Origin of the sequence: Achromobacter sp. SLBN-14 (assembly GCF_006715415.1) — a bacterium.
GTDB classification, from domain to species: Bacteria; Pseudomonadota; Gammaproteobacteria; order Burkholderiales; family Burkholderiaceae_B; genus Achromobacter; species Achromobacter mucicolens.
In genome coordinates this window covers 426,163-448,911 of sequence record NZ_VFNE01000001.1, presented here as the reverse complement: position 1 = coordinate 448,911, position 22,749 = coordinate 426,163, and the positions used below count along the sequence as shown (strand labels likewise).

19 protein-coding genes are annotated in these 22,749 nt (G+C 63.9%); 18 read left to right on the top strand and 1 reads right to left on the bottom strand.

Annotated elements, in window-relative coordinates; translation table 11 throughout:
* Positions 1–7: 7 nt before the first annotated feature.
* Entirely contained in the window at positions 8–2,902 is a 2,895-nt protein-coding gene (locus FBY20_RS02025) for a valine--tRNA ligase (RefSeq protein ID WP_056315688.1), read from the bottom strand.
* 421 nt (positions 2,903–3,323) lie between these two features.
* On the opposite strand from FBY20_RS02025, the gene ndk reads away from it, so the two are divergent.
* The 18 genes from ndk (at position 3,324) to dnaG (ending at position 22,176) form a co-directional block, all read left to right on the top strand.
* Positions 3,324–3,749, top strand: coding sequence for a nucleoside-diphosphate kinase (gene ndk, locus FBY20_RS02020; RefSeq protein ID WP_056315689.1), 426 nt, complete (start codon positions 3,324–3,326; stop codon positions 3,747–3,749).
* A 43-nt stretch (positions 3,750–3,792) separates the two neighbouring features.
* On the top strand, positions 3,793–4,947 hold the full coding sequence (rlmN, locus tag FBY20_RS02015) for a 23S rRNA (adenine(2503)-C(2))-methyltransferase RlmN (RefSeq protein WP_056315692.1): 1,155 nt from the start codon (positions 3,793–3,795) through the stop codon (positions 4,945–4,947).
* Entirely contained in the window at positions 4,944–5,438 is a 495-nt protein-coding gene (locus tag FBY20_RS02010; protein WP_056315695.1) for a RodZ family helix-turn-helix domain-containing protein, read from the top strand. The genes rlmN and FBY20_RS02010 overlap by 4 nt, the downstream gene beginning before the upstream one ends.
* A gap of 14 nt (positions 5,439–5,452) precedes the next feature.
* Positions 5,453–6,739 (top strand): flavodoxin-dependent (E)-4-hydroxy-3-methylbut-2-enyl-diphosphate synthase, encoded by a 1,287-nt coding sequence (ispG, locus tag FBY20_RS02005; protein ID WP_142049687.1) that lies wholly within the window; start codon positions 5,453–5,455, stop codon positions 6,737–6,739.
* Between the two features lie 54 nt (positions 6,740–6,793).
* Positions 6,794–8,080: a histidine--tRNA ligase gene (gene hisS / locus FBY20_RS02000; RefSeq protein ID WP_142049684.1), complete on the top strand. Its 1,287-nt coding sequence runs from the start codon at positions 6,794–6,796 to the stop codon at positions 8,078–8,080.
* A 3-nt stretch (positions 8,081–8,083) separates the two neighbouring features.
* On the top strand, positions 8,084–8,722 hold the full coding sequence (locus FBY20_RS01995; protein ID WP_056315703.1) for a tetratricopeptide repeat protein: 639 nt from the start codon (positions 8,084–8,086) through the stop codon (positions 8,720–8,722).
* A gap of 5 nt (positions 8,723–8,727) precedes the next feature.
* A complete protein-coding gene (bamB, locus tag FBY20_RS01990) occupies positions 8,728–9,885 on the top strand; it encodes an outer membrane protein assembly factor BamB (RefSeq protein ID WP_056315705.1) in 1,158 nt (385 codons plus the stop codon).
* Positions 9,886–9,909: 24 nt separating this feature from the next.
* A complete protein-coding gene (gene der, locus FBY20_RS01985) occupies positions 9,910–11,262 on the top strand; it encodes a ribosome biogenesis GTPase Der (protein ID WP_142049681.1) in 1,353 nt (450 codons plus the stop codon).
* Positions 11,263–11,265: 3 nt separating this feature from the next.
* Positions 11,266–12,339, top strand: coding sequence for a histidinol-phosphate transaminase (gene hisC / locus FBY20_RS01980; RefSeq protein WP_142049678.1), 1,074 nt, complete (start codon positions 11,266–11,268; stop codon positions 12,337–12,339).
* A gap of 157 nt (positions 12,340–12,496) precedes the next feature.
* Positions 12,497–12,733 carry an RNA chaperone Hfq gene (gene hfq, locus FBY20_RS01975; protein ID WP_006218585.1) on the top strand — a complete coding sequence of 79 codons (237 nt, stop codon included), beginning with the start codon at positions 12,497–12,499 and terminating at the stop codon, positions 12,731–12,733.
* Positions 12,734–12,817: 84 nt separating this feature from the next.
* On the top strand, positions 12,818–13,924 hold the full coding sequence (hflX, locus tag FBY20_RS01970; RefSeq protein WP_062842027.1) for a GTPase HflX: 1,107 nt from the start codon (positions 12,818–12,820) through the stop codon (positions 13,922–13,924).
* A complete protein-coding gene (gene hflK / locus FBY20_RS01965; RefSeq protein WP_056315713.1) occupies positions 13,890–15,188 on the top strand; it encodes an FtsH protease activity modulator HflK in 1,299 nt (432 codons plus the stop codon). The genes hflX and hflK overlap by 35 nt, the downstream gene beginning before the upstream one ends.
* A gap of 18 nt (positions 15,189–15,206) precedes the next feature.
* Positions 15,207–16,109 carry a protease modulator HflC gene (hflC, locus tag FBY20_RS01960; RefSeq protein ID WP_056315716.1) on the top strand — a complete coding sequence of 301 codons (903 nt, stop codon included), beginning with the start codon at positions 15,207–15,209 and terminating at the stop codon, positions 16,107–16,109.
* A gap of 266 nt (positions 16,110–16,375) precedes the next feature.
* Positions 16,376–17,533 carry an ATP phosphoribosyltransferase regulatory subunit gene (locus tag FBY20_RS01955; protein ID WP_056315719.1) on the top strand — a complete coding sequence of 386 codons (1,158 nt, stop codon included), beginning with the start codon at positions 16,376–16,378 and terminating at the stop codon, positions 17,531–17,533.
* Positions 17,534–17,609: 76 nt separating this feature from the next.
* Positions 17,610–18,905 carry an adenylosuccinate synthase gene (locus FBY20_RS01950; protein ID WP_056315722.1) on the top strand — a complete coding sequence of 432 codons (1,296 nt, stop codon included), beginning with the start codon at positions 17,610–17,612 and terminating at the stop codon, positions 18,903–18,905.
* A gap of 81 nt (positions 18,906–18,986) precedes the next feature.
* Complete coding sequence (locus FBY20_RS01945; RefSeq protein WP_056315724.1) at positions 18,987–19,529, top strand: phosphoribosyltransferase; 543 nt, start codon at positions 18,987–18,989, stop codon at positions 19,527–19,529.
* Positions 19,530–19,868: 339 nt separating this feature from the next.
* Positions 19,869–20,081 carry a 30S ribosomal protein S21 gene (gene rpsU, locus FBY20_RS01940; protein WP_006218592.1) on the top strand — a complete coding sequence of 71 codons (213 nt, stop codon included), beginning with the start codon at positions 19,869–19,871 and terminating at the stop codon, positions 20,079–20,081.
* A 19-nt stretch (positions 20,082–20,100) separates the two neighbouring features.
* Positions 20,101–22,176 carry a DNA primase gene (gene dnaG, locus FBY20_RS01935; protein ID WP_142049675.1) on the top strand — a complete coding sequence of 692 codons (2,076 nt, stop codon included), beginning with the start codon at positions 20,101–20,103 and terminating at the stop codon, positions 22,174–22,176.
* The last annotated feature ends 573 nt before the right edge of the window (positions 22,177–22,749 follow it).

Sequence of the window (22,749 nt, the reverse complement as noted above, 5' to 3'; positions counted from 1 at the left end):
GCGAGGATCAGTTGCCGAGCTTGGCGCGCTGCTCCTGCACCTTCTGCAGGGTTTCGCCGAACTGCGCCATGCGGGCCTTTTCCTGTTCCACGACGGCGGCGGGCGCGCGCTCGACGAAGCTGGCGTTGGACAGTTTGCCCTGGGCCTTGGCGATCTCGCCGGAGAGGCGGGCGATTTCCTTGTCCAGACGCACGCGCTCGGCGGCGACGTCGATCTCGACGTGCAGCATCAGGCGGCTGGCGCCGACGACCTGCACCGGCGCGCCCGCGTCGGGCAGCACGTCCAGCACGTCAACCTGGCTCAGCTTGGCCAGCGCAGCCAGGTAGGGCGCGTTGCGGGTCAGCATGGGCGCATCGCCCTGCGCGCACAGCGGCACCTTCTGGGCGGGCGACAGGCTCATCTCGCCGCGCAGGGCGCGCACGGCCTCGACTTGCGCCTTCAGTTCGGCCACATCGGCTTCGGCGGCGGCATCCACCGCAGCCGGATTGGCCTTGGGGTAGGGCTGCACGCTGACGCTGTCGGCCACGCCTTCCTTGCGCTTGCCGGCCACGACCGACACCTTCTGCCACAGCTCTTCCGTGATGAACGGAATGATCGGATGCGCCAGGCGCAGCACGCATTCCAGAACGCGGATCAGCGTGCGGCGGGTGCCAAGCTGCTGGGCCGGCGTGCCGGTCTGGATCTGCACCTTGGCCAGTTCCAAATACCAGTCGCAGTATTCGTCCCAGACGTAGCGGTAGATTGCGTTGGCGATGTTGTCGAAACGGTAGTCGGCAAACCCGCGCGCGACGTCGGCTTCCAGCGTCTGCATCTGGCTGACGATCCAGCGGTCGACAAAGGACAGTTCGCCTTCGTCTGGCACCGACAGGTCATGGCCTTCGGTGTTCATCAGCACGAAGCGTGTGGCGTTCCAGAGCTTGTTGCAGAAATTGCGGTAACCCTCGCAACGCTTCAGGTCGAAGTTGATGTTGCGGCCCAGGGTGGCGTAGGCCGCCATCGTGAAGCGCAGCGCATCGGTGCCATAGGCGGGGATGCCGTCGGGGTACTGGCGGCGCGTGGCCTTTTCGATGGCGCCGGCCTGTTTCGGATTCATCAGGCCGTAGGTGCGCTTGGCCACCAGGCCGTCCAGGTCGATGCCGTCGATCAGGTCCACCGGGTCCAGCGTGTTGCCCTTGGACTTGCTCATCTTCTGGCCGTCGGCGTCGCGGATGAGGCCGTGCACGTAAACGTGCTTGAACGGGATCTGGCCGGTCAGGTGCGTGGTCAGCATGACCATGCGCGCCACCCAGAAGAAGATGATGTCAAAGCCCGTGACCAGGACGCTGGAGGGCAGGTAGCGCTGCAGGTCCGGCGTGTTTTCCGGCCAGCCCAGCGTCGTGAAGGGCACGAGGCCCGACGAGAACCACGTGTCCAGGACGTCGGGATCGCGCGTGAGCGGGCCCGTGACGCCAGCGGCGCGCGCCTGCTCGATTGCGCCCGCTTCGTCGTGCGCCACGAACACCTGGCCGTCTTCCGAGTACCAGGCCGGAATCTGGTGACCCCACCACAGCTGGCGCGAAATGCACCAATCCTGGATGTTGTTGAGCCACTGATTGTAGATGGTGGTCCAGTTGTCCGGATAGAACTGGATGCGGCCGTCGGCCACGACTTCCAGCGCGACTTCGGTGATGCTCTTGCCCGGGTTCAGCGTGCCTTCCGGCGCGGGCTTGCTCATGGCGACGAACCACTGGTCGGTCAGCATCGGCTCGAGCACGACGCCGGTGCGGTCGCCCTTGGGCTGCATCATCTTGTGCGGCTCGACCTTGACCAGATAGCCCTCGGCTTCCAGCTGCGCAACGACCGCCTTGCGGGCCTCGTAGCGTTCCATGCCCTGGAATTGCTTGGGACCGTTTTCGTTGATGTGCGCGTCCAGCGTGAAGATCACGATCAGCGGCAGATCGTGGCGCATCGCGCAGGCGTAGTCGTTGAAGTCATGGGCGCCCGTGATCTTCACGCAGCCCGTGCCGAATTCAGGGTCGACGAAATCGTCGGCAATGATGGGAATGTTGCGGTCGCAAAGCGGCAGCTCGACTTGCTTGCCCACCAGATGCTTGTAGCGGGGATCGTCGGGATGCACGCACAGCGCGCCGTCGGCCAGCATGGTTTCCGGGCGCGTCGTGGCGATGGTCATGCCGCGCAGGGTGACGGTCTGGCCGTCCTTGTCGACGATGGTCTGCGGACCGTCGACGAACGGGTAGAGGATGTGCCACATGTGGCCATCGGTCTCTTCGGACTGCACTTCCAGGTCGGACACGGCCGTGAGCAGCTTGGGATCCCAGTTGACCAGGCGCTTGCCGCGGTAGATCAGTCCCTGTTTATGCAGCCGGACAAACGTTTCCACCACGCCGCGCGACATGCGGTCGTCCATGGTGAAGTATTCGCGCGGCCAGTCGGCCGAGGCACCCAGGCGGCGCACCTGTCCGGTGATGGCGCTGCCGGACTTCTCCTTCCATTCCCACACCTTCTCGACGAACTTCTCGCGGCCCAGGTCGTGGCGCGAAACCTTTTGCGCGTCGAGCTGTCTTTCAACGACGATCTGCGTGGCGATGCCGGCGTGGTCGGTGCCGGGAATGAACACGGTGTCGTCGCCCGACATGCGGTGGTAGCGCACCAGGCCGTCCATGATGGTCTGGTTGAACGCGTGGCCCATGTGCAGGGTGCCGGTCACGTTGGGCGGCGGGAACTGGATGACGTAGGGCTGGCTTTCCGTCCCCGTTTTCACGTGCTGGCCCGCGGCGAAGTAGCCGCGCTTGTCCCACTCGGCATACCAGCGGGATTCCAGTTCGGAGGGTTCGAAGCTCTTGGAGAGTTCCGGGGTTTCGCCGGCGATGGGCGCGGCGTTCGGGGGAGCAGCTTGAGTCATTACTAAGTTCCGGCAGACAGGGGCGCCCGGGTAGGAAGCGGGCAGCAAACCGCTCATTTTAAGATGTAATGCGGTCTTCTCAGCGTGTTAGAATACCGGGTTACTGTAAACCTTTTAGAAGTCCCTGAATTCATTGAGGATTCCTTCGGAAATGCGCGTTGAATCATTGGATTGGCGCGCAGCCGGAATCCCGCTGGCATTCCAGGATGCGTCCGACAGGTCGGCAGTGTCGAATCCTGTCTTGGTCGGTGGTTCAGGGCGGCCCGAGACACCCATTCGTTTCGGATCTCCTGCGTGCCAACGGCGCGATGGCGCTTGATGTGGCACCCAAGGGTGGCACCCCAGCGCGGCATCGGCAAGCACAGAGCCCCACCAGGCAATTAACTAGAAACCCGTCAGAAATCAGTTTTCGGAGTCCTTTATGTCCATTCAACGCACCCTCTCGATCATCAAGCCCGACGCCGTCGCCAAGAACGTGATCGGCCAGATCGTCGCCCGTTTCGAGCAAGCCGGCCTGAAGGTCATCGCCGCCCGCCTGACCCAACTGTCGCGCGCCGACGCCGAGCGTTTCTACGCTGTGCACGCCGCCCGTCCCTTCTTCAAGGACCTGGTCGACTTCATGGTCTCGGGCCCCGTGTTCGTGCAAGTCCTGGAAGGCGAAGACGCCATCCAGAAGAACCGCGACCTGATGGGCGCCACGGACCCCAAGAAGGCTGAAGCCGGCACCATTCGCGCCGACTTCGCCGACAGCATCGACGCCAACGCCGTCCACGGCTCCGACGCGCCGGAAACGGCCGCTGTCGAAGTGGCTTTCTTCTTCCCCGAAATCAACATCCACAGCCGTTAATTTTTGGCTTAAGTTGTTGAAAGCGCTTTAGTTTTACCTGGTTATGGAATCCGTCGAACGAATCAATCTGCTGGGGCTGGACGGCTCCGCCCTGTCCGAACTGGTCGGGCAGTGGGGCGGCAAGCCGTTTCGCGCCCGCCAGCTGCAGCGCTGGATGCACCAGCGCGGCGCCGATTCGTTCGACGCCATGACCGACCTGGCCCGCGATTTCCGCAGCCAGCTTGCCACGCATTGCCGCATCGAGGCATTGCCCGTCAACATCGAGCAACGCTCGACCGACGGCACCCGCAAGTGGCTGTTCGATGTGGGGCAGGGCAACGCCATCGAAACCGTCTTCATCCCTGAAGACGACCGTGGCACGCTGTGCATCTCCAGCCAGGCTGGCTGCGTGGTGAACTGCCGTTTCTGCTCGACAGGGCACCAGGGCTTCAACCGCAACCTGAAGACCAGCGAAATCATCGGCCAGCTGTGGTGGGCCAAGCGCGTGCTGGAGGCCGACATCGGCACGGCCCGCCTTGAAAGCGCCCGCGCCACCGAAGACACCCGCGTCATCAGCAACGTCGTCATGATGGGCATGGGCGAACCCCTGCTCAATTACGACCAGGTCCTGCCCGCGCTGCGCCTGATGCTCGACGACAACGCGTACGGCCTGTCGCGCCGCCGCGTTACGGTGTCCACCTCCGGCGTCGTGCCCATGATGGACCGCCTGTCGCAAGACTGTCCCGTGGCGCTGGCCGTTTCGCTGCACGCGCCCAACGACGCGCTGCGCGACGAGCTCGTGCCGCTGAACAAGAAGTACCCGCTGAAGGAGCTGCTGGCCGCCTGCGAACGCTACCTGGCGTTTGCGCCCCGCGACTTCATCACGTTCGAATACTGCATGCTGGACGGCATCAACGACACCGACCAGCACGCCAAGGAATTGATCCACATTGCACGCCAGGTGCGCTGCAAGCTGAACCTCATACCGTTCAACCCATTCCCCGCCTCCGGCCTGAAGCGCTCGGCCTCGGCGCGGGTGAAGGTGTTTGCCCAGCGTCTGATGGACGCCGGCATCATCACCACGGTCCGCAAGACCCGGGGCGACGACATCGATGCGGCTTGCGGCCAACTGGCCGGAGAGGTGCGGGACCGCACTCGGATCACCGAGCGCAATGCCGCCCAGCGCCAGACCATACCAATTAAACAGGTGCACGCATGACGCAGGATTTCGCTTCTGCAGTTTCCGACTCGTCCGCCGGCGCGGTGGGCAGCGTGGGCGCCGCCTTGCGCGGCTTGCGCCTGGCCAAGGGCTGGTCGCTCGACGAAGTCTCCAGCCGCATCAAGTTTTCCACCAAGCAGATCGAAGCCCTTGAAAACGAGCAGTGGGACAACCTGCCCACCGGCGTTTCCTTGCGCGGCCTCGTGCGCAACTATGCGCGGCTGCTTGGCGCCGATGCCCAGGCCATCGTCGACTCGCTCGATCCCAAGGCCCGCGCCACCGGCCCGGCCAAGCTCAGCCCCAGCTCGCTGCATTCCGCGCATTCCATTCCCCAATCCAGCGCCGACGACGACCGCTCGTCCACGTCGTCGTGGGGCTGGCTGATCGCCATCGTGCTGGTGCTTGCCGCCGGCGTGGCGTATGCCTTCTGGCAAGGTTGGCTGCCGCAGCAGTGGCTGCCCGCCGACTGGCTGCCGAAGCCGACCAAGTAACCCGGTTCCAACCGATGCAAGATTCTTCTCTGCCTTGCCAGGACGCGCCGCCTCCCTCGGTGGGAGCCGCAGCGCGCCGCGCCACGCGTTCCGTCGCGGTGAAGTGGAGCGATCGTGTCGTGACGGTGGGCGGAGACGCCCCGGTCGTGGTTCAGTCCATGACCAACACCGACACCGCGGACGCCATCGCCACCGCGATCCAGGTCAAGGAGCTGGCGCAGGCCGGCTCCGAGCTCGTGCGCATCACCGTGAACACACCCGAGGCCGCCCGCGAGGTCGTCGCCATCCGCGAGCAGCTCGACCGCATGGGCGTGAACGTGCCGCTGGTGGGAGACTTCCACTACAACGGCCACAAGCTGCTGACGCAGTTCCCGGAATGCGCCCAGGCGCTGTCCAAGTACCGCATCAACCCCGGCAACATGGGGGGCGGCAAGCGCCGCGACGACAACTTCGCGCAAATGATCGAAGTTGCCTGCCGCTATGACAAGCCCGTGCGCATCGGCGTCAACTGGGGCAGCCTCGACCACGAGCTCATGGCGCGCAAGATGGACGAAAACAGCCGCCGCGCCCAGCCCTGGGAAGCGCAGGCCGTCATGCGCGACGCGCTGGTCGTGTCGGCTATCAGCAATGCCCAGCGCGCCGAGGAACTCGGCCTGCGGCGCGACGCAATCATCCTGTCGTGCAAGGTCAGCCACGTGCAGGATCTCATCGCCGTCTACCGCGATTTGTCCGCCCGCTGCGACTATCCGCTGCATCTGGGCCTGACCGAAGCCGGCATGGGCAGCAAGGGCATCGTGGCCTCGACCGCGGCGCTTGCCGTGCTGCTGCAGCAGGGCATCGGCGACACCATCCGCATTTCGCTCACCCCCGAACCGGGCGGAGAGCGCAGCCGCGAGGCCATCGTCGCGCAGGAAATCCTGCAGACCATGGGACTGCGCGCATTCACGCCCATGGTCGTCGCCTGCCCCGGTTGCGGCCGCACCAGCAGCACGTTCTTCCAGGAACTTGCCGACAGCATCCAGTCGTTCCTGCGCCGGCAGATGCCGGTGTGGCGCACGCAGTATCCCGGCGTCGAATCGATGAACGTCGCGGTGATGGGCTGTGTGGTCAATGGGCCGGGCGAAAGCCGTCATGCCGACATCGGCATCAGCCTGCCGGGTACCGGCGAAGTGCCGGCCGCGCCGGTGTTCGTCGACGGCGAGCGCACGGTGACGCTCAAGGGCGACCATATCGCCGAAGAGTTCCAGGCCATCGTTGAAGAATACGTTGCGCGCCGGTATGGCGCGCTCGCCTCTCACTAAAGTAAGGGTGTAGCCATTGGCGCGCTTCTCGGGCGCGCCGACGGCATGATCAAGATGACTCAAGCTTTCCAGAAAGTCGCCGCCATCCGCGGCATGAATGACCTGTTGCCGGGGGCAAGCGCCCGCTGGGAGCAATTCGAGGAAATCGTGCGCGGCTGGCTGCGCGGCTATGGCTACCGCAATGTGCGTACGCCCGTGCTTGAGCATACGCGCCTGTTTGCACGCGGCATCGGCGAAGTCACCGACATCGTCGAAAAAGAGATGTATACGTTCACCGACGCGCTCAACGGCGAATCGCTCACGATGCGCCCCGAGATGACCGCCGGGATCGTGCGTGCCTCGATCGAACACAACCTGCTCTACGATCGCCCGCAACGCGTCTACTCCATCGGTCCCGTCTTCCGTCACGAGCGCCCGCAGCGCGGCCGCTACCGCCAGTTCCACCAGATCGACGTCGAAGCGCTGGGCTTTGCCGGTCCCGACGTGGACGCGGAACTCATCGTCATGCTGGGCCGCCTCTGGAAGCTGCTGGGCCTGAAGGACGTGCGCCTTGAACTGAATTCGCTGGGCCAGCCGGCCGAGCGCGCCGCGCACCGCGCCGCCCTGATCCAGCATCTGGAAAAGCACCGCGACATCCTCGACGAAGACGGCCAGCGCCGCATGTACAGCAATCCGCTGCGCGTGCTGGACACGAAGAACCCCGCCATGCAGGAAATGGCCGACAGCGCGCCGCGCCTGTTCGACTTCCTGGGCGAAGAGTCCCGCGCGCACTTTGACGGCGTGTGCCAGCGCCTGACCGACGCCGGCATCGAATACCGTTTGAATCCCCGTCTGGTCCGCGGCCTGGACTACTACAACCTGACCGTCTTCGAATGGGTCACGGACCGCCTGGGTTCCCAGGGCACGGTCTGCGGCGGCGGCCGCTACGACGGCCTGGTCGAACTGCTGGGCGGCAAGCCGGCGCCAGCCGTGGGCTTTGCCATCGGCATGGAGCGCCTGCTCGATCTGTGGGAGCAAAGCGTCGAAATCGCCGCGCCGGCCGAGTGCGACGTGTACGTCGTGCACCAGGGCGAGGACGCGCAGCGCCTGGCCGCGCGGGTCGGCGAAGACCTGCGTGACGCGGGCCTGTCGGTCATCGTGCATGCCGGATCGGCGGGCTTCAAGTCCCAATTCAAGCGCGCGGACGCCAGCGGCGCCCGCGTTGCGGTTATCCTTGGCGCCGACGAAGTGGCGTCGCAGACCGCCAGCGTCAAGTTCCTGCGCGCAGAAGGGCAGGGCGACTCGGCGCAGCAACAGGTTCCGCTGGCGAAGCTGGCCGACGCATTGAACAACAAGGGTTAACGCATGGCATACGATCTTGAAGAACAGGAAAAACTCGACGCGATCAAGGCGTGGTGGGCCCGCTATGGCACGCTTCTGCTGACGCTGGCGACGGCAGTGCTCCTGGCCTGGGGCGGCTGGTGGGGCTGGAAGGCGTACGAATCGCACCAGGCCAACCAGGCAATGGGCTACTTCGAAGCGCTGGAAGACGCGGCCCGCCTGGGTGGCGCCGATTCCTCGGTGCGTATCAAGACCGCAGCCTCGACGCTGCGCGAAAAGTATCCCAACACCGGCTACGCCGCGCGTGGCGCTCTGGTGGCCGCGCAGGCCCTGCAGGCGCAGAAGGATGACGCCGGCGCCCGCGAACAGCTCGAATGGCTGGCCGGTCAGAACAAGAACCCCTCCATGCAAGCCGTGGCGCGCCTGCGCCTGGCCGGCATGATGCTGGACCAGAAGCAATACGACGCCGCGCTGGCGCAGCTGAACAATCCGCCGGCCGCCTTCGCCGCCTTGTTCGCTGACCGCCGCGGCGACGTGCTGGCTGCGCAAGGCAAGCGCGAGGAAGCGCGCGCGGCCTGGCAGAGCGCCATCGATGGCCTGGGTGCGGCCAATCCGTTGACCCAGGTTGTGCAACTGAAACTGGATGCCTTGAGCGGAGCGTGACTGTAATGCGTAAATTTGCACCTGGCCGTACGTGGCGCGGCGCCGTCCTCTTGGCAAGCCTGCTTGCCCTGGGCGGATGCGGCTTGTTCTCCCATGACGACGGCCGCTACGATCCGGCGCCCCTGACCGAATACAAGGCCGGCATGTCCGTGCGCCAGGTCTGGTCCACGTCCATCGGCAGCGGCTCGGGCCTGGGCTTCGCGCCCACCGTGCTGGGCGATGCCATCTATGCCGCCACGCCCGACGGCTCGGTCGGCAAGTTCGACCTGCAAAGCGGCCGCGTCATCTGGAAGGCCAAGGCCGAAGGCAAGCTGTCGGCGGGCGCCGGCAGCGACGGCACCACCACTGCGGTCGCTTCGCCCAACGGCGACGTCATCGCCTTCGACGACACCGGCAAGGTGAAGTGGAAGGTCCGCGCCACCAGCGACGTCACGATTCCGCCGGTCGTCGGCTACGGCATCGTCGTCGTGCGCAGCGGCGACTACCGCATCCAGGCTTTCGACGCGAACAGCGGCGAGCGCGTCTGGAGCGTGCAGCGTCCCGGCCCGTCGCTCGCCTTGCGCAGCGTCTCGCAAATGGTCCTGGCCGAAGGCCTCGTCATCACGGGCCTGCCCGGCGGCAAGATCATGGCCATCGCCTCCAATAGCGGCAACGTGCAATGGGAAGGCACCGTGGCCACGCCGCGCGGCGCCAGCGACCTGGAGCGTCTGACCGACGTGGTGGGCGCGCCCCGGATCGCGGGCAACCTGCTGTGCGCGGTTGCTTATCAGGGACGCATCGTCTGCTTTGACGTCACCGCCGGTGGCCGTCCGCTCTGGACCAAGGATTTCTCCAGCGTCAGTGGCCTCACGCTCGATGACCGCTTCGCTTATGCCGCCGACCAGAACAGCGTGGTCAACGCGTTTGCGCTCGATAACGGGGGCAATGTCTGGAAACAGAGCGCTCTGAAGAACCGCCAGCTCACGGCTCCGGCTATGCTTGGGGGAGCGCTGGCTGTCGGCGATCTGGATGGTTACGTGCACTTCCTGTCGCGCAGCGATGGCAGCCTGATGGCGCGCCTGTCGGTGGGCGGCGGCGCAGTCGTGTCACCGCCGCAGACGACGCCCCAAGGTGTGCTGGTCCAGACGGGCAATGGCAATCTCGTCATGATCGGCGCCAACTGAAACTTATAAAAAAAGCCTTTTACCGTGTCTTTCAAGCCTGTCGTTGCCCTGGTCGGCCGCCCCAATGTGGGGAAATCGACCCTTTTCAACCGCCTGACGCGATCGCGCGCCGCGCTGGTGGCCGATTATTCCGGCCTGACCCGCGATCGCCATTACGGCGAGGGCAGGGTGGGCGATATTCCGTTCATCGCCATCGATACCGGCGGCTTCGAGCCCGTGGCCAAGGACGGCATCCTGCTGGAAATGGCCCGGCAGACCCGCCAGGCCATCGCCGAGGCGGACGTCGTCGTGTTCCTGGTGGATGCGCGCTCTGGCATCAATGCGCACGATCACGAGATCGCGCAACTGCTGCGCAAGTCCGGCCAGCAGCGCGTGCTGCTGGCGGTGAACAAGGCCGAAGGCATGGGCCTTGGCCCCGCCATCGCCGAATTCCATGAACTTGGCCTGGGCCAGCCGTATCCCATTTCGGCGGCGCACGGCGACGGCATCGTGGATCTCATCGAGCTGGCGCTCAAGGATCTGGCCGAGCCGCCCGCCGAAGAAGAACCGGCCGAAGAAGGCGAGCACGATCACCGCATCAAGCTGGCGATCGTGGGCCGTCCCAATGTAGGCAAGTCCACGCTCATCAATACGCTCATGGGCGAAGAGCGCGTGATCGCGTTCGACATGCCGGGCACGACGCGCGACGCCATCGAAATCGATTTCGAGCGCGATGGGCGCCGTTACACGCTGATCGACACGGCCGGGCTGCGCAAGCGCGGCAAGGTGTTCGAGGCGGTCGAAAAGTTCTCCGTCATCAAGACCTTGCAGGCCATCGAGGCCAGCAACGTCGTGCTGCTCATGCTCGACGCGCAAACCGAAATCTCCGAGCAGGACGCGCACATCGCCGGGTTCGTGCTGGAAACCGGCCGAGCCGTAGTCGTGGCCGTCAACAAGTGGGACGGCCTGGACGGCGAAGAAAAGGAACGCATCGAGCGTGAGTTCAACCGCAAGCTGCGCTTCCTGTCGTTCGCGCGCGTGCACACGATCTCGGCGCTGCGCGGGCAGGGCATCAAGCCCCTGCTCAAGTCCATCAATGCCGCCCATGCCGCGGCCTTTGCCAAACTGTCCACGCCCAAGCTCACGCGCGAGCTGCAGGCCGCTGTCGAACAGCAGCCGCCTCCGCGCAAGGGCATCTTCCGTCCCAAGATGCGCTACGCGCACCAGGGCGGACAGAACCCGCCGCTGGTCGTCATTCACGGCAACGCCCTGGACGCCATTCCCGATTCGTACCGCCGCTACCTCGAAACGCGTTTCCGCAATGCATTTGACTTGGCCGGCACGCCGCTGCGTATCGAATTCAAGTCCTCGCACAACCCTTACGCGCAGGAAAGCTGATCCATGAGCCGCTTCTGGAGTCCCGTTGTCGGGACGCTCAGTCCCTATGTGCCGGGCGAGCAGCCCAAGCTTCAGAATCTGGTCAAGCTGAACACCAACGAGCACCCTTACGGGCCGTCGCCCAAGGTGCTCGATGCGATCCGCGCCGCTTGCGACGATACGCTCAAGCTCTATCCGGACCCTTCCTCGGACCGCCTGCGCGAGGCCATCGCCGCCGCGGTCGGCGCGCAGCCGCAGCAGGTGTTCGTGGGCAATGGGTCGGACGAGGTCCTGGCGCATGCGTTTCTGGCCCTGCTCAAGCATGACCGCCCGCTGCGCTTTCCGGACATCACGTACAGCTTCTATCCCGTGTACTGCGGCCTGTACGGCATCGAATTCGAAACGATGCCGCTCACCGCGGACTTTTGCATCGACGTCGAAGACTACCTGCCCGCGCGCCACGGTCAGGCGGGCGCCATCATCTTCCCGAATCCCAACGCGCCCACCGGCCGGGCGCTCAGCGCCGCCGAGGTCGAACGCATCGTGGCCGGCAATCCCGGCACCGTCGTTGTCGTGGACGAGGCGTATGTGGATTTCGGCGCCGAATCGGTGATCCCGCTCGTCTCGCGCTACGACAACCTGCTGGTGGTGCAGACCCTTTCGAAGTCGCGTTCGCTTGCGGGCCTGCGGGTGGGCTTTGCAGTGGGCAGCGCCGCGCTGATCGACGGGCTTGAGCGGGTAAAGAACAGTTTCAACTCCTACCCCATCGATCGTTTGGCATCCGCCGGCGCAGTAGCGGCGCTGGAAGATACGGAGTACTTTGAGCAGACCCGCAAAGCCGTGATCGATACGCGGTCCCGCATGACCGCAGGGTTGCAGGCGCTGGGCTTCGAGGTGCTTCCTTCAGCGGCGAACTTCGTGTTCGCGCGCCATCAGTCAAAGGACGCCGCGACGCTTGCCGCCGCCCTGCGCGAGCGCAGCATCATCGTGCGTCATTTCCGTCATGCACGGATCGATCAATTCCTGCGCATCACGGTGGGTACCGAAGCCCAGTGCGACCTGCTTCTGCAAGCGCTCCAGAGCATCCTGACGGCGTGATTTTCAGAGGCATTTCAGCTGGAAAACTCTGGTCTCATTTTTGCTTCCCGGCCAAGTGGCACGGGCCGGGAAAACCCTGTAGAGTACGTGTTTCGGCGTGCACCACCAGTACAAAAAGCGCGTCTTTACTCAATAACAAACAAATGGAGCCTGGCCAATGAGCAATAAAGGGCAAACTCTGCAAGATCCGTTCCTCAACACGCTGCGCAAGGATCATGTGCCCGTGTCGATCTACCTCGTGAACGGCATCAAGCTTCAAGGGCAAATCGAATCCTTCGACCAATACGTGGTGCTGCTGCGCAATACGGTCACCCAAATGGTTTACAAGCACGCCATTTCCACCGTCGTTCCCGCGCGCGCCGTCAACTTTCAAGTGGAAGTCCCTGCTGAGTAATCTCGCTCCAGCTTTACCTTTTATTGCCCGCCAGACGGTTCTCGTCGGCGGGCATTTTCGCTTTGGCTCGAATATGGTGCATGTATGCGCGCTCTGATCATCAGCGTGGATCTGGGTGATCCGGACTTCACGGCACACGCCGAGGAATTTGCCATGCTGGCCAAGGGCGCGGGCGCCGAAATCGTCGGCACCCTGACGGCCCGCCGCGATCGTCCCGACGCCAAGTTCTTCATCGGCTCCGGCAAGGCCGACGAGGGCGTCGCGATGGCGCAGGCGCTGCTTGCCGACATCATCCTTTTCGACCAGCCGCTTTCGCCAGCCCAGCAGCGCAACCTCGAACGCGCCTTCAATCTGCGCGTCGTGGATCGCGTTGCGCTCATCCTGGACATCTTCGCGCTGCGCGCAAAGAGCCACGAAGGCAAGCTGCAGGTCGAACTGGCCCAGCTTCAGCATCTGGCCACGCGCCTGACGCGCATGTGGAGTCACCTGGAACGGCAGCGCGGCGGCATCGGGATGCGCGGGCCGGGTGAATCCCAGCTTGAAATGGACCGCCGCATGATCGGCGCCAAGGTCAAGACGCTGCGTGAACGGCTCGACAAGGTCGAACGCCAGCGCATCACCCAGCGGCGCGCCCGCGCGCGGGGCGGTGCGTTGTCGGTGTCGCTGGTGGGTTACACCAACGCCGGCAAGTCGACGCTGTTCAACGCGCTGACCCGCGCGGACGCCTACGCGGCCGACCAGTTGTTCGCCACGCTGGACACGACGACCCGCCGCATCTGGATCGAAGGCGCCGGATCGGTGGTGGTGTCGGACACTGTGGGCTTCATCCGCGACCTGCCGCATAACCTGATTGCCGCCTTCCGCGCCACGCTCGAAGAGACCGTGCACGCGGATCTGCTCCTGCATGTGGTGGACTCGGCCAGCCCGCAGCGGGATGAGCAGATTTTCGAAGTCAACAAGGTCCTCGCCGAAATAGGCGCTGCAGCGATTCCAACCATTCTGGTATACAACAAGATCGACCGGGCGGGCCTGGACCCGCGGGTGGAGCGCGATGCACATGGTACGATTGCGCGAGTATTTGTAAGCGCCACCGAGCGCGCCGGTTTGGATGCGTTGCGCGGGGCAATTGCGGAAACCGGACAGATTGTGGGAAACAATGCCGCGAATTATCAAACTCTTCAATCTGAATGACCCCGGCTGGGGTCGCGGAAACAACAATGGCTCCGAGCCGCCGCCCAAGCGGCCCCAAGGCAATGGAGACGGCCCTCCCGACCTGGACGAGGTCTGGCGCGATTTCAATAATCGCATCGGGAACCTGTTCGGGCGCAAGGGCGGGGGCGGCAACAACCGGCCCGGCAATCGTGGTGGCATGACGCCGCCATCCCCGCGGGGCACACGCATCGGCCTGGGCGTCATTGCCCTGGTGGCGGCAGGCATCTGGCTGGCCAGCGGCTTCTACATCGTGCAAGAAGGCCAGGTCGCGGTCGTGACTCAGTTCGGCAAATACAAGAGCACGTCGCAAGCCGGTTTCCAGTGGCGCCTGCCTTATCCCATTCAAAGCCATGAAATCGTCAACGTGTCGCAACTGCGCACGTTCGAAGTCGGTTTCCGTGGCGGCGCGCGCAACAAGGTTCTGCCCGAAGCGCTGATGCTCACGACGGACGAGAACATCGTCGATATGCAGTTCGTCGTCCAGTACCGCCTGCGTGCGGACGGCGCGCCCGACTATCTCTTCAAGACGCGCGACCCGGACGAATCCGTGCGCCAGGCGTCGGAAACCGCCATGCGCGAAGTCGTGGGCAAGCAGTCGATGGACTTCGTGCTGTACGAAGGCCGTACGACGGTGGCCTCGCAGGTTCAGGCGCTGATGCAGCAGATCCTCGACCGCTACAAGACGGGCGTGCAGGTCAGCACCGTCGCCATCCAGAACGTGCAGCCGCCCGAGCAGGTCCAGGCCGCGTTCGATGACGCCGTGAAGGCCGGTCAGGATCGCGAGCGCCAGATCAACGAAGGCCAGGCCTATGCCAACCAGGTCGTGCCGCTGGCCAGCGGTCAGGCTTCGCGCATGACGGAGCAGGCCGAAGGCTACAAGGCCAAGGTCGTGGGCGATGCGCAAGGTAATACCTCGCGCTTTACCAGCATCCTGGGCGAATACGAAAAGTCTCCCCAAGTCATGCGCCAGCGCATGTACCTGGAAAGCATGCAGGACATCTTCACCCGCGCCAGCAAGGTCATGGTCGACACCAAGAGCAACAACAACATGTTGTATCTGCCCTTGGACAAGATCATGCATCTCGCCGCTCAGGACGCAGGCAAGTCGAACATCGGCAGCTCCGGCTCGCCGGTGGCCAACCCGCCTGTCCAGCAGCCTTCGCGCGGTTCGGCCGCGCCGGTGCCGCAGCCTTCCGGCAGCAGCAATAGCAACACGCTGCCCCGCGACCGTATGTCGCGCTAATCCGGAGGAGTCCTGAACATGAATCGTCTTATGCCCATCCTGGTCGGCCTGCTCATCGTGCTGGCCCTCCTTTCCTCCAGCGTTTTCGTGGTCCGCGAGCGCGACTATGCCCTGGTGTTCTCGCTGGGTGAGGTCCGCCGCGTCATCAGTGAACCTGGCCTGTACTTCAAGGTTCCGCCGCCCTTCCAGAATGTCGTCACGCTCGACAAGCGCATTCTGACCATCGAAACCAACGAAGCCGAGCGCATCCAGACTTCCGAAAAGAAGAACCTGCTGATCGACTCGTACGTCAAGTGGCGCATTGCGGATCCCCGTCTGTTCTACGTGACGTTCGGCGGCAACGAGCGTGCGGCGCAAGAGCGTCTGCAAGCCCAGATCCGCGACGCCCTGAACGCATCGGTCAACGTGCGTACGGTGCGCGACGTGGTCTCGACCGAACGCGACAAGATCATGACGGAAATCCTGGACAACGTCGCCAAGCGCGCCGAGCCGCTGGGCGTGCAGATCGTTGACGTGCGTCTGCGCCGCATCGAGTTCGCGCCGGAAATTTCCGAGTCGGTGTACCGCCGCATGGAAGCCGAGCGTACTCGCGTGGCGAACGAGCTGCGCTCGATCGGCGCTGCCGAAGGCGAGAAGATCCGCGCCGAGGCCGACCGCCAGCGCGAGGTCATCGTGGCTCAGGCATACGCCAAAGCCCAGGGCATCATGGGTGAGGGCGACGCCGCTGCGGCAGCCATCTACGCCCAGGCTTATGGCAAGAATCCGGACTTCTATACGTACTACAAGAGCCTGGAAGCCTATCGCGCGTCGTTCTCCAAGCCGGGTGACGTGCTGGTGGTGGACCCCAGCTCCAGCTTCTTCCAGTTCATGAAGGATCCGGCGGGCGCCGCCCTGGCTCCGGTCACCGTGCCGGCCAAGTAACCGGCAGCAGCCGGCACAAACGAAAAAGCCCCTCGGGTACCCGAGGGGCTTTTCTGCTTCTGGCGGGATGCTCCCTTACGGGTATCGGGGACGCCGCGGGGCACTGGACATGCCCGTCCCCCGGGTGGCGCTTGCCGCTGAACCATGTACAATACCGCGTAAGCTATAAAACATTCCGCAGCGGCTGAGCGGGCTTACGCCCCTCAGCCGCTTTTCGTTTGGGCGACGCCCACGCATCACTTGGCGTTATTCAGGTAAACACATTCATGGGTAACTGGCTGCTGCCCGAAAGCCTCGCCGACGTACTTCCGGCAGAGGCCAGGCGCATCGAGGAACTGCGCCGCGAACTTCTCGATCTTTACCGTACATACGGGTTCGAGCTGGTCGCGCCGCCCCTGGTCGAGTACATCGATTCATTGCTGTCGGGCACCGGCAGCGATCTGGATCTGCGCACCTGCAAGCTGATTGACCAGCTTTCGGGCCGCACGCTGGGCGTGCGCGCGGACATGACTCCCCAGGTCACGCGCATTGACGCGCACTTGCTCAACCGCGCGGGCGTCACCCGCCTGTGCTATTGCGGCAATGTGCTGCATGCCCGTCCCTCGGACTTGCTGTCGAGCCGCGAGTTGCTGCAGATCGGCGCCGAAATCTACGGCCATGCCGGATTCGAAGCCGATCTGGAAATCATCCAGCTGGTGCTGGAAACCGTTGCCATCGCCGGCGTTCGCAATCCGCGCCTGGATCTGAATCACCCCGGTGTGCTGCGCGCGGTCCTGAAGTCGGATCCGGCGGCTGCCGAGCTGGCGCAGGACGCGATCCGGCTGATGCGCGACAAAGACGTGCCCGGACTGGGCGAGCTGGCGGCGCGCGCGCCCGGCATCCGTCCGGAAACGCTGAAGGCGCTGCAATTGCTGCCCACGCTGTACGGTGGTCAGGACGTGCTGAAGATCGCCCGTCGTGACCTGCCGGCGCTGCCGGGTATCGCCGAGGCGCTCGATGCTCTTCAGGCAGTGGTCGACGCCATGCCCAACGTGTCTTTCAGCGTCGATCTGGCCGACGTCGGTGGTTACGCTTACCACTCGGGCGTCAAGTTTGCGCTGTACGCTGAAGGCTGGCACGACGCGTTGGTCAGCGGTGGCCGCTACGATGACGTCAGCCACGCGTTTGGCCGGTCGCGTCCGGCAACGGGCTTCAGTCTTGATTTACGCAAGCTGGCGGCGGGTCTGCCGCCGGCGGAAAGGGCGCGAGCGGTTCGCGCGCCCTGGGGGCAGGCCCCCGCTCTGACCGAGGCGGTTCGCCGCTTGCGCCGGTCAGGGGAAATCGTCGTTCAGGTATTGCCCGGTCACGAGCAGGATCAGGACGAATTCGTTTGCGATCGCGAGCTGGCGCTGCAGGATGGCGTCTGGACGGTCAAAACGCTGTGACTAACTCCCTCTCGGAAACGAGGGGGCCGCGGGGAGATTTCCGGATTTCCCGAGAAACTCGAAATTGATTCGTATCATGAGCAAGAACGTAGTCGTAATCGGCACCCAATGGGGTGACGAGGGCAAGGGCAAGATCGTCGACTGGCTGGCGGAATCCGTCCAGGGCGTGGTCCGCTTCCAAGGCGGTCACAATGCCGGCCATACGCTGTGGATCAACGGCAAGAAGACGATTCTTCGCCTGATCCCGTCGGGCATCATGCACCCCGGTGTCACCTGCTTCATCGGCAATGGCGTCGTGCTGTCCCCGGAAGCCCTGCTCAAGGAAATCGAAGAGCTTGAGGCCGCCGGCCTGGACGTGCGTTCGCGCCTGCAGATCTCCGAGATCTGCCCGCTGATCCTGCCGTACCACGTCGCCATCGACAAGGCGCGCGAAGCGCGCAAGGGCGAGGGCAAGATCGGCACGACGGGCCGTGGCATCGGCCCGGCCTACGAAGACAAGGTCGCCCGCCGCGCCCTGCGCGTGCAAGACCTCTTCAATCCGGCGCTCTTTGACGAAAAGCTCGCCGAAGTGCTGGATTACCACAACTTCGTGCTGACCCAGTACCTGGGCGCCGAAGCGGTCTCGGCCAACGAAGTGCGCGATCAGGCCATGGCCTTGGCTCCGGCCATCGCCCCGATGGTCAAGGACGTCTCCAGCAACCTGTACGCCATGCAGCAGGAAGGTAAGCGCCTCCTGTTCGAAGGCGCGCAAGGCGCGCTGCTGGACGTCGATCACGGCACTTATCCCTTCGTCACCAGCAGCAACTGCGTTGCGGGCGCGGCCTCGGCAGGCGCCGGCGTCGGCCCCCAGCAACTGGATTACGTCCTGGGCATCACCAAGGCGTACACCACGCGCGTCGGCTCGGGCCCGTTCCCCACGGAACTGGTCGACGAGATCGGCACCCGTTTGGCCACCATCGGCAAGGAATTCGGTTCGGTCACGGGCCGTCCGCGCCGTTGCGGCTGGTTCGACGGCGCCGCGCTGAAGCGCTCGGTCCGCCTGAACGGTATTTCCGGCCTGTGCATCACCAAGCTGGACGTGCTGGACGGTCTGGAAACCATCCAGTTGGGCGTCGGCTACCGCGTCAACGGTGAATTCCGCGACGTGCTGCCCTACGGCGCGCACGCCGTTGCGCAAGCGCAACCGGTGCTCGAAGAGCTGCCCGGCTGGAGCGAATCCACCGTCGGCATCACCGAATACGCCAAGCTGCCCGCCGCCGCGCGCCGTTATCTGGAGCGTGTCGCCGAAGTCTGCGGCGTGCCGATCGACCTGGTGTCCACCGGTCCGGACCGCAACGAGACCATTGTTTTGCGTCATCCCCTGAAGGGCTGACATCGGGTTATTATTCCCAAGGCCGCCGCCGGTCATACCGGCGGCGGCCTTTTCGTATTTTTGTGCAGGAGATGCTTGCCTATGAGCACGCCGACCAGTGACGATAGCCACCTGTGGGTAACGTGGGACGATTACAACCGCTTGATCGAGCGCCTTACTTTGCAGGTGCACCAGTCGGGCTGGAAGTTTGACAAGATTCTTTGCCTGGCGCGCGGCGGTATGCGCGTGGGTGACGTCATGTCGCGTATTTTTGACGTGCCGCTGGGCATTCTTGCCACCAGCAGCTATCGCGAGGCGGCTGGCACCAAGCAAGGCGACATGGACATCGCCCAGTTCATCACCATCACCCGCGGCACGCTGTCCGGCCGGGTGTTGCTGGTGGACGACATGGTCGATACCGGCAAGACCTTCAATAAGGTCTTCGATCACCTGAAGAGCCAGTTCGCCGACATCACCGAATTGCGCAGCGCCGTGCTGTGGTGGAAGGGGCATTCCCTGGCAACGCCCGACTATTACGTCGAGAAGCTGCCCACGAATCCCTGGATTCACCAGCCTTTCGAAGACTACGACAGCTTGCGTCCCCATCAACTGGAAGCCTGGATCCGCAAGGGTTCCCAGAGCTGATAGCAGGCAGGAAAAGGGCGGGGCCCAGGGCGCGGACTGTCCCTGGCAGTAGTCAAACCGTCGTTGACCATGCTAGAATCGCTGGTTATCGCTAAACCGAACTTGGCTTGTTACTCTTTGGGTAGTCTTTGGGTAACGGAAACAGCCAGCTCAAACCCGGGTGAACGCATGCCCGGGTTGCGCTTTGAAGGTTCACAGTTCGCGGTACTTGCCTATTGGCGGTTTGCAGGTCTTATCGCCAGAGGCCGTCTTCGCGTACCTGGGTCCGCGCAGCGTTGCTGGAAAAGCAAGCCAGGTTTGTCATCAACTTTGTTACCCTACAAGCAGGCCAATTACTTTATGCCTATCGTTCGACTGAAGGAAAACGAACCGTTTGAAGCCGCTCTGCGCCGCTTCAAGCGCACCATCGAAAAGACCGGTTTGCTCACCGAACTGCGCTCGCGCGAGTTCTATGAGAAGCCCACCGCCGAGCGCAAGCGCAAGCATGCCGCCGCCGTGAAGCGCCACTACAAGCGCATCCGTAGCCAACAACTGCCCCCGCGCCTGTATTGATTTCTGATTCCCGAATCTATTGATTCCAGAATCATTCATCCAGGATTTGCTCGCCCGAGTCGACGTCGTCGACGTTGTCGGGCGATATGTGCAGTTGCGAAAGGGTGGGGCCAACTTGCTTGGCCTGTGCCCCTTTCATAACGAAAAAAGCCCCTCGTTCACTGTCAGCCCCACCAAGCAGTTCTATCACTGCTTCGGTTGTGGAGCGCATGGCAGCGCCATCACCTTCCTGATGGAACATACGGGCGCCAGTTTCCCCGACGCCGTGCGTACGCTTGCGGCGTCGGCGGGAATGACGGTCCCCGAAGAAAACCGCAGTCCCCGCCAGCAGCAGGAGTCCGCGCGCCGCAAGGCCGAGGAATCCCGGCACACCCAGGTGCTGGACGCTGCCCAAGCCCATTACCTGAAACTGTTGCGCGCTTCGCCCGCCGCCGTCCGCTATTTGAAGCAGCGCGGCCTGACGGGCGAGATCGCCGCGCATTTCGGCCTGGGCTGGTCAGGCACGGACCGGCACGGTCTGTCCCAGGTGTTTCCGAACTACGAGGACCCCACGTTGGTGGAGTCCGGCCTCGTCATCGAATCCGAGGACGGGCGGCGCTACGATCGCTTTCGCGAACGGGTGATGTTTCCGATCCGCAATGCGCGGGGAAGCCTCATCGGGTTTGGCGGCCGGATCATCGGCAAAGGCGAACCCAAGTACCTGAACTCTCCTGAAACTCCCCTGTTTTCGAAGGGGCAGGAACTCTATGGGTTGTGGGAGGCACGCCAGGCCATCCGTCAGGAAGGCCAGGTGATTGTCGTCGAGGGCTACATGGACGTGGTCGGCTTGGCGCAGCAGGGCATTGCCAATGCCGTTGCCACGCTCGGCACCGCCACCACGCCGGATCACGTCAAGAAGCTCTTGCGCGCCAGCGACAAGGTCATCTTCAGCTTTGATGGCGACAAGGCCGGCCGGCGCGCCGCCTGGCGCGCGCTGCAGGCCTGTCTGCCGGTGCTTCGGGATGACATCGCGATCCGGTTCCTCTTCCTGCCGGCGGAGCATGATCCCGATTCGTATGTGCGCGAATTGGGCGCCGAAGCGTTCCGCGCGTGTCTGGGCGACGCCGTGGCGCTGTCGCGCTTCCTGTTGGACGAATTGGCGTCGCGTCACAACATGACCGAGGCCGAAGGGCGCGCCAGTTGTCTGCACGAGGCCAAGCCGCTGCTGGCAACGATCCCCGAGTGCGCGTTGCGCGTGCAGATCGAACGGGAAATGGCCAAGCTGGTGCAATTGACGCCCGAGGAAATGGCGCAGGTTCTGGCGCAACAGCCTGCCAAGCCATTTGCGCCGGCCGCGCGGCCCGCGTCGGGCGGTGTCGAGTCCGGCATGGCACCGGGCGGCGAGCCGAGCCACGACGGCGGTCCGCCGGACATGGGCTACGACTACGGCAACCACGACTTCCACGACATTCCGGCCGACGAGTCCGACGATTACGGCCAGTACGCCTCGCATGGCGAAGAGTCTGGTGGCGGATCTGCGGGCTGGCAGCCAGGCGCCAAGCAGGAATGGAAGGGCAAGAGCGATTGGAAAGGCAAGAGCGACTGGAAGGGTAAGGGTGATTGGAAGGGCGGCAAGGGCAACTGGAAAGGCCGGCGCGACAACGATGTTGGCGGCTTCGAGGGGCGCCGCACCATGCCGTCGCTGGCCAAGCGGCTCTTGAGCCTGCTGCTCGCGCATCCCGAGCTGGTCGACTCCATGGGCGATCAGCAGCTTGAAGTCATCGACCATGGCCCCCATCTAGGATTGGTACGAGACCTGATCATGCTGGCGCAATCCAGCGGCGCGCGCCATGTCGGCGCCTTGCTGGAGGCTGCGGAGCCGGACTCGGACCTTGCAACCGTATTGAAGGGGCTGCGGGCGGACATCCTGGCGCAGGAAGACCTGCCCGACCCGCAGACGGAATGGGACGATGCGTTGCGGCGGATCGAGTTCGATTCGGCGAAAAATGAAATGGCCAAGCTGGCGGCTTCCGGACTGGCTTCGGAAGAGGCTCGCAAGCGGTATCTTGAGCTCTCCCGCCGCATGACCGTGCTGAAAGGTGCCGGGATACGCTAAATACGCTAAAATCAAAGGTTTTCCGCTCATGCGGGGGCCTGTGAGGCCAGCGCAGGGCCGGCGCAGTTTGGCCAAGCGCGGATGCCGCCATTGCCAGCTGTGCCCGACTGTTGCATGATCGCTGGAAATTCAAGGTCGATTGGTGGCGGATTGTTCGCCAGATCGATGCAGCAAGAGCAGGAACGTGACACGAAGTCCAGCAACTGGAATCTATTCCGGAAGCGGGAATCTAATGATTTATGTACCAATTTGACGAGAGCGGCCTGAAGCTCGGGCATCCCGGTTATTGAGCCCAGGCGGCATCGCTAACCACTAAAAAAGGTTAGAAACGGGACGCGTGCGTCAAAATTGTTACATCGTTAATTAATATAGCTGAGCGGTGGATCAAAAGCAGTTCAGCGGCGGTAACTCCGCGTGGCGTGAGTGGTTTGGGTGCTGTGTATACGTAGCTGCTTGGGGCAATGGCCCGATAAGCGAGCAAAGCCTATTTATAGGCAGGCAGCCCCCCCAACGTCCGGAACCCGCTGTTGAATGAGGTCATGAACGTCGGGCGTCAGAACGGTCAAGAACCGG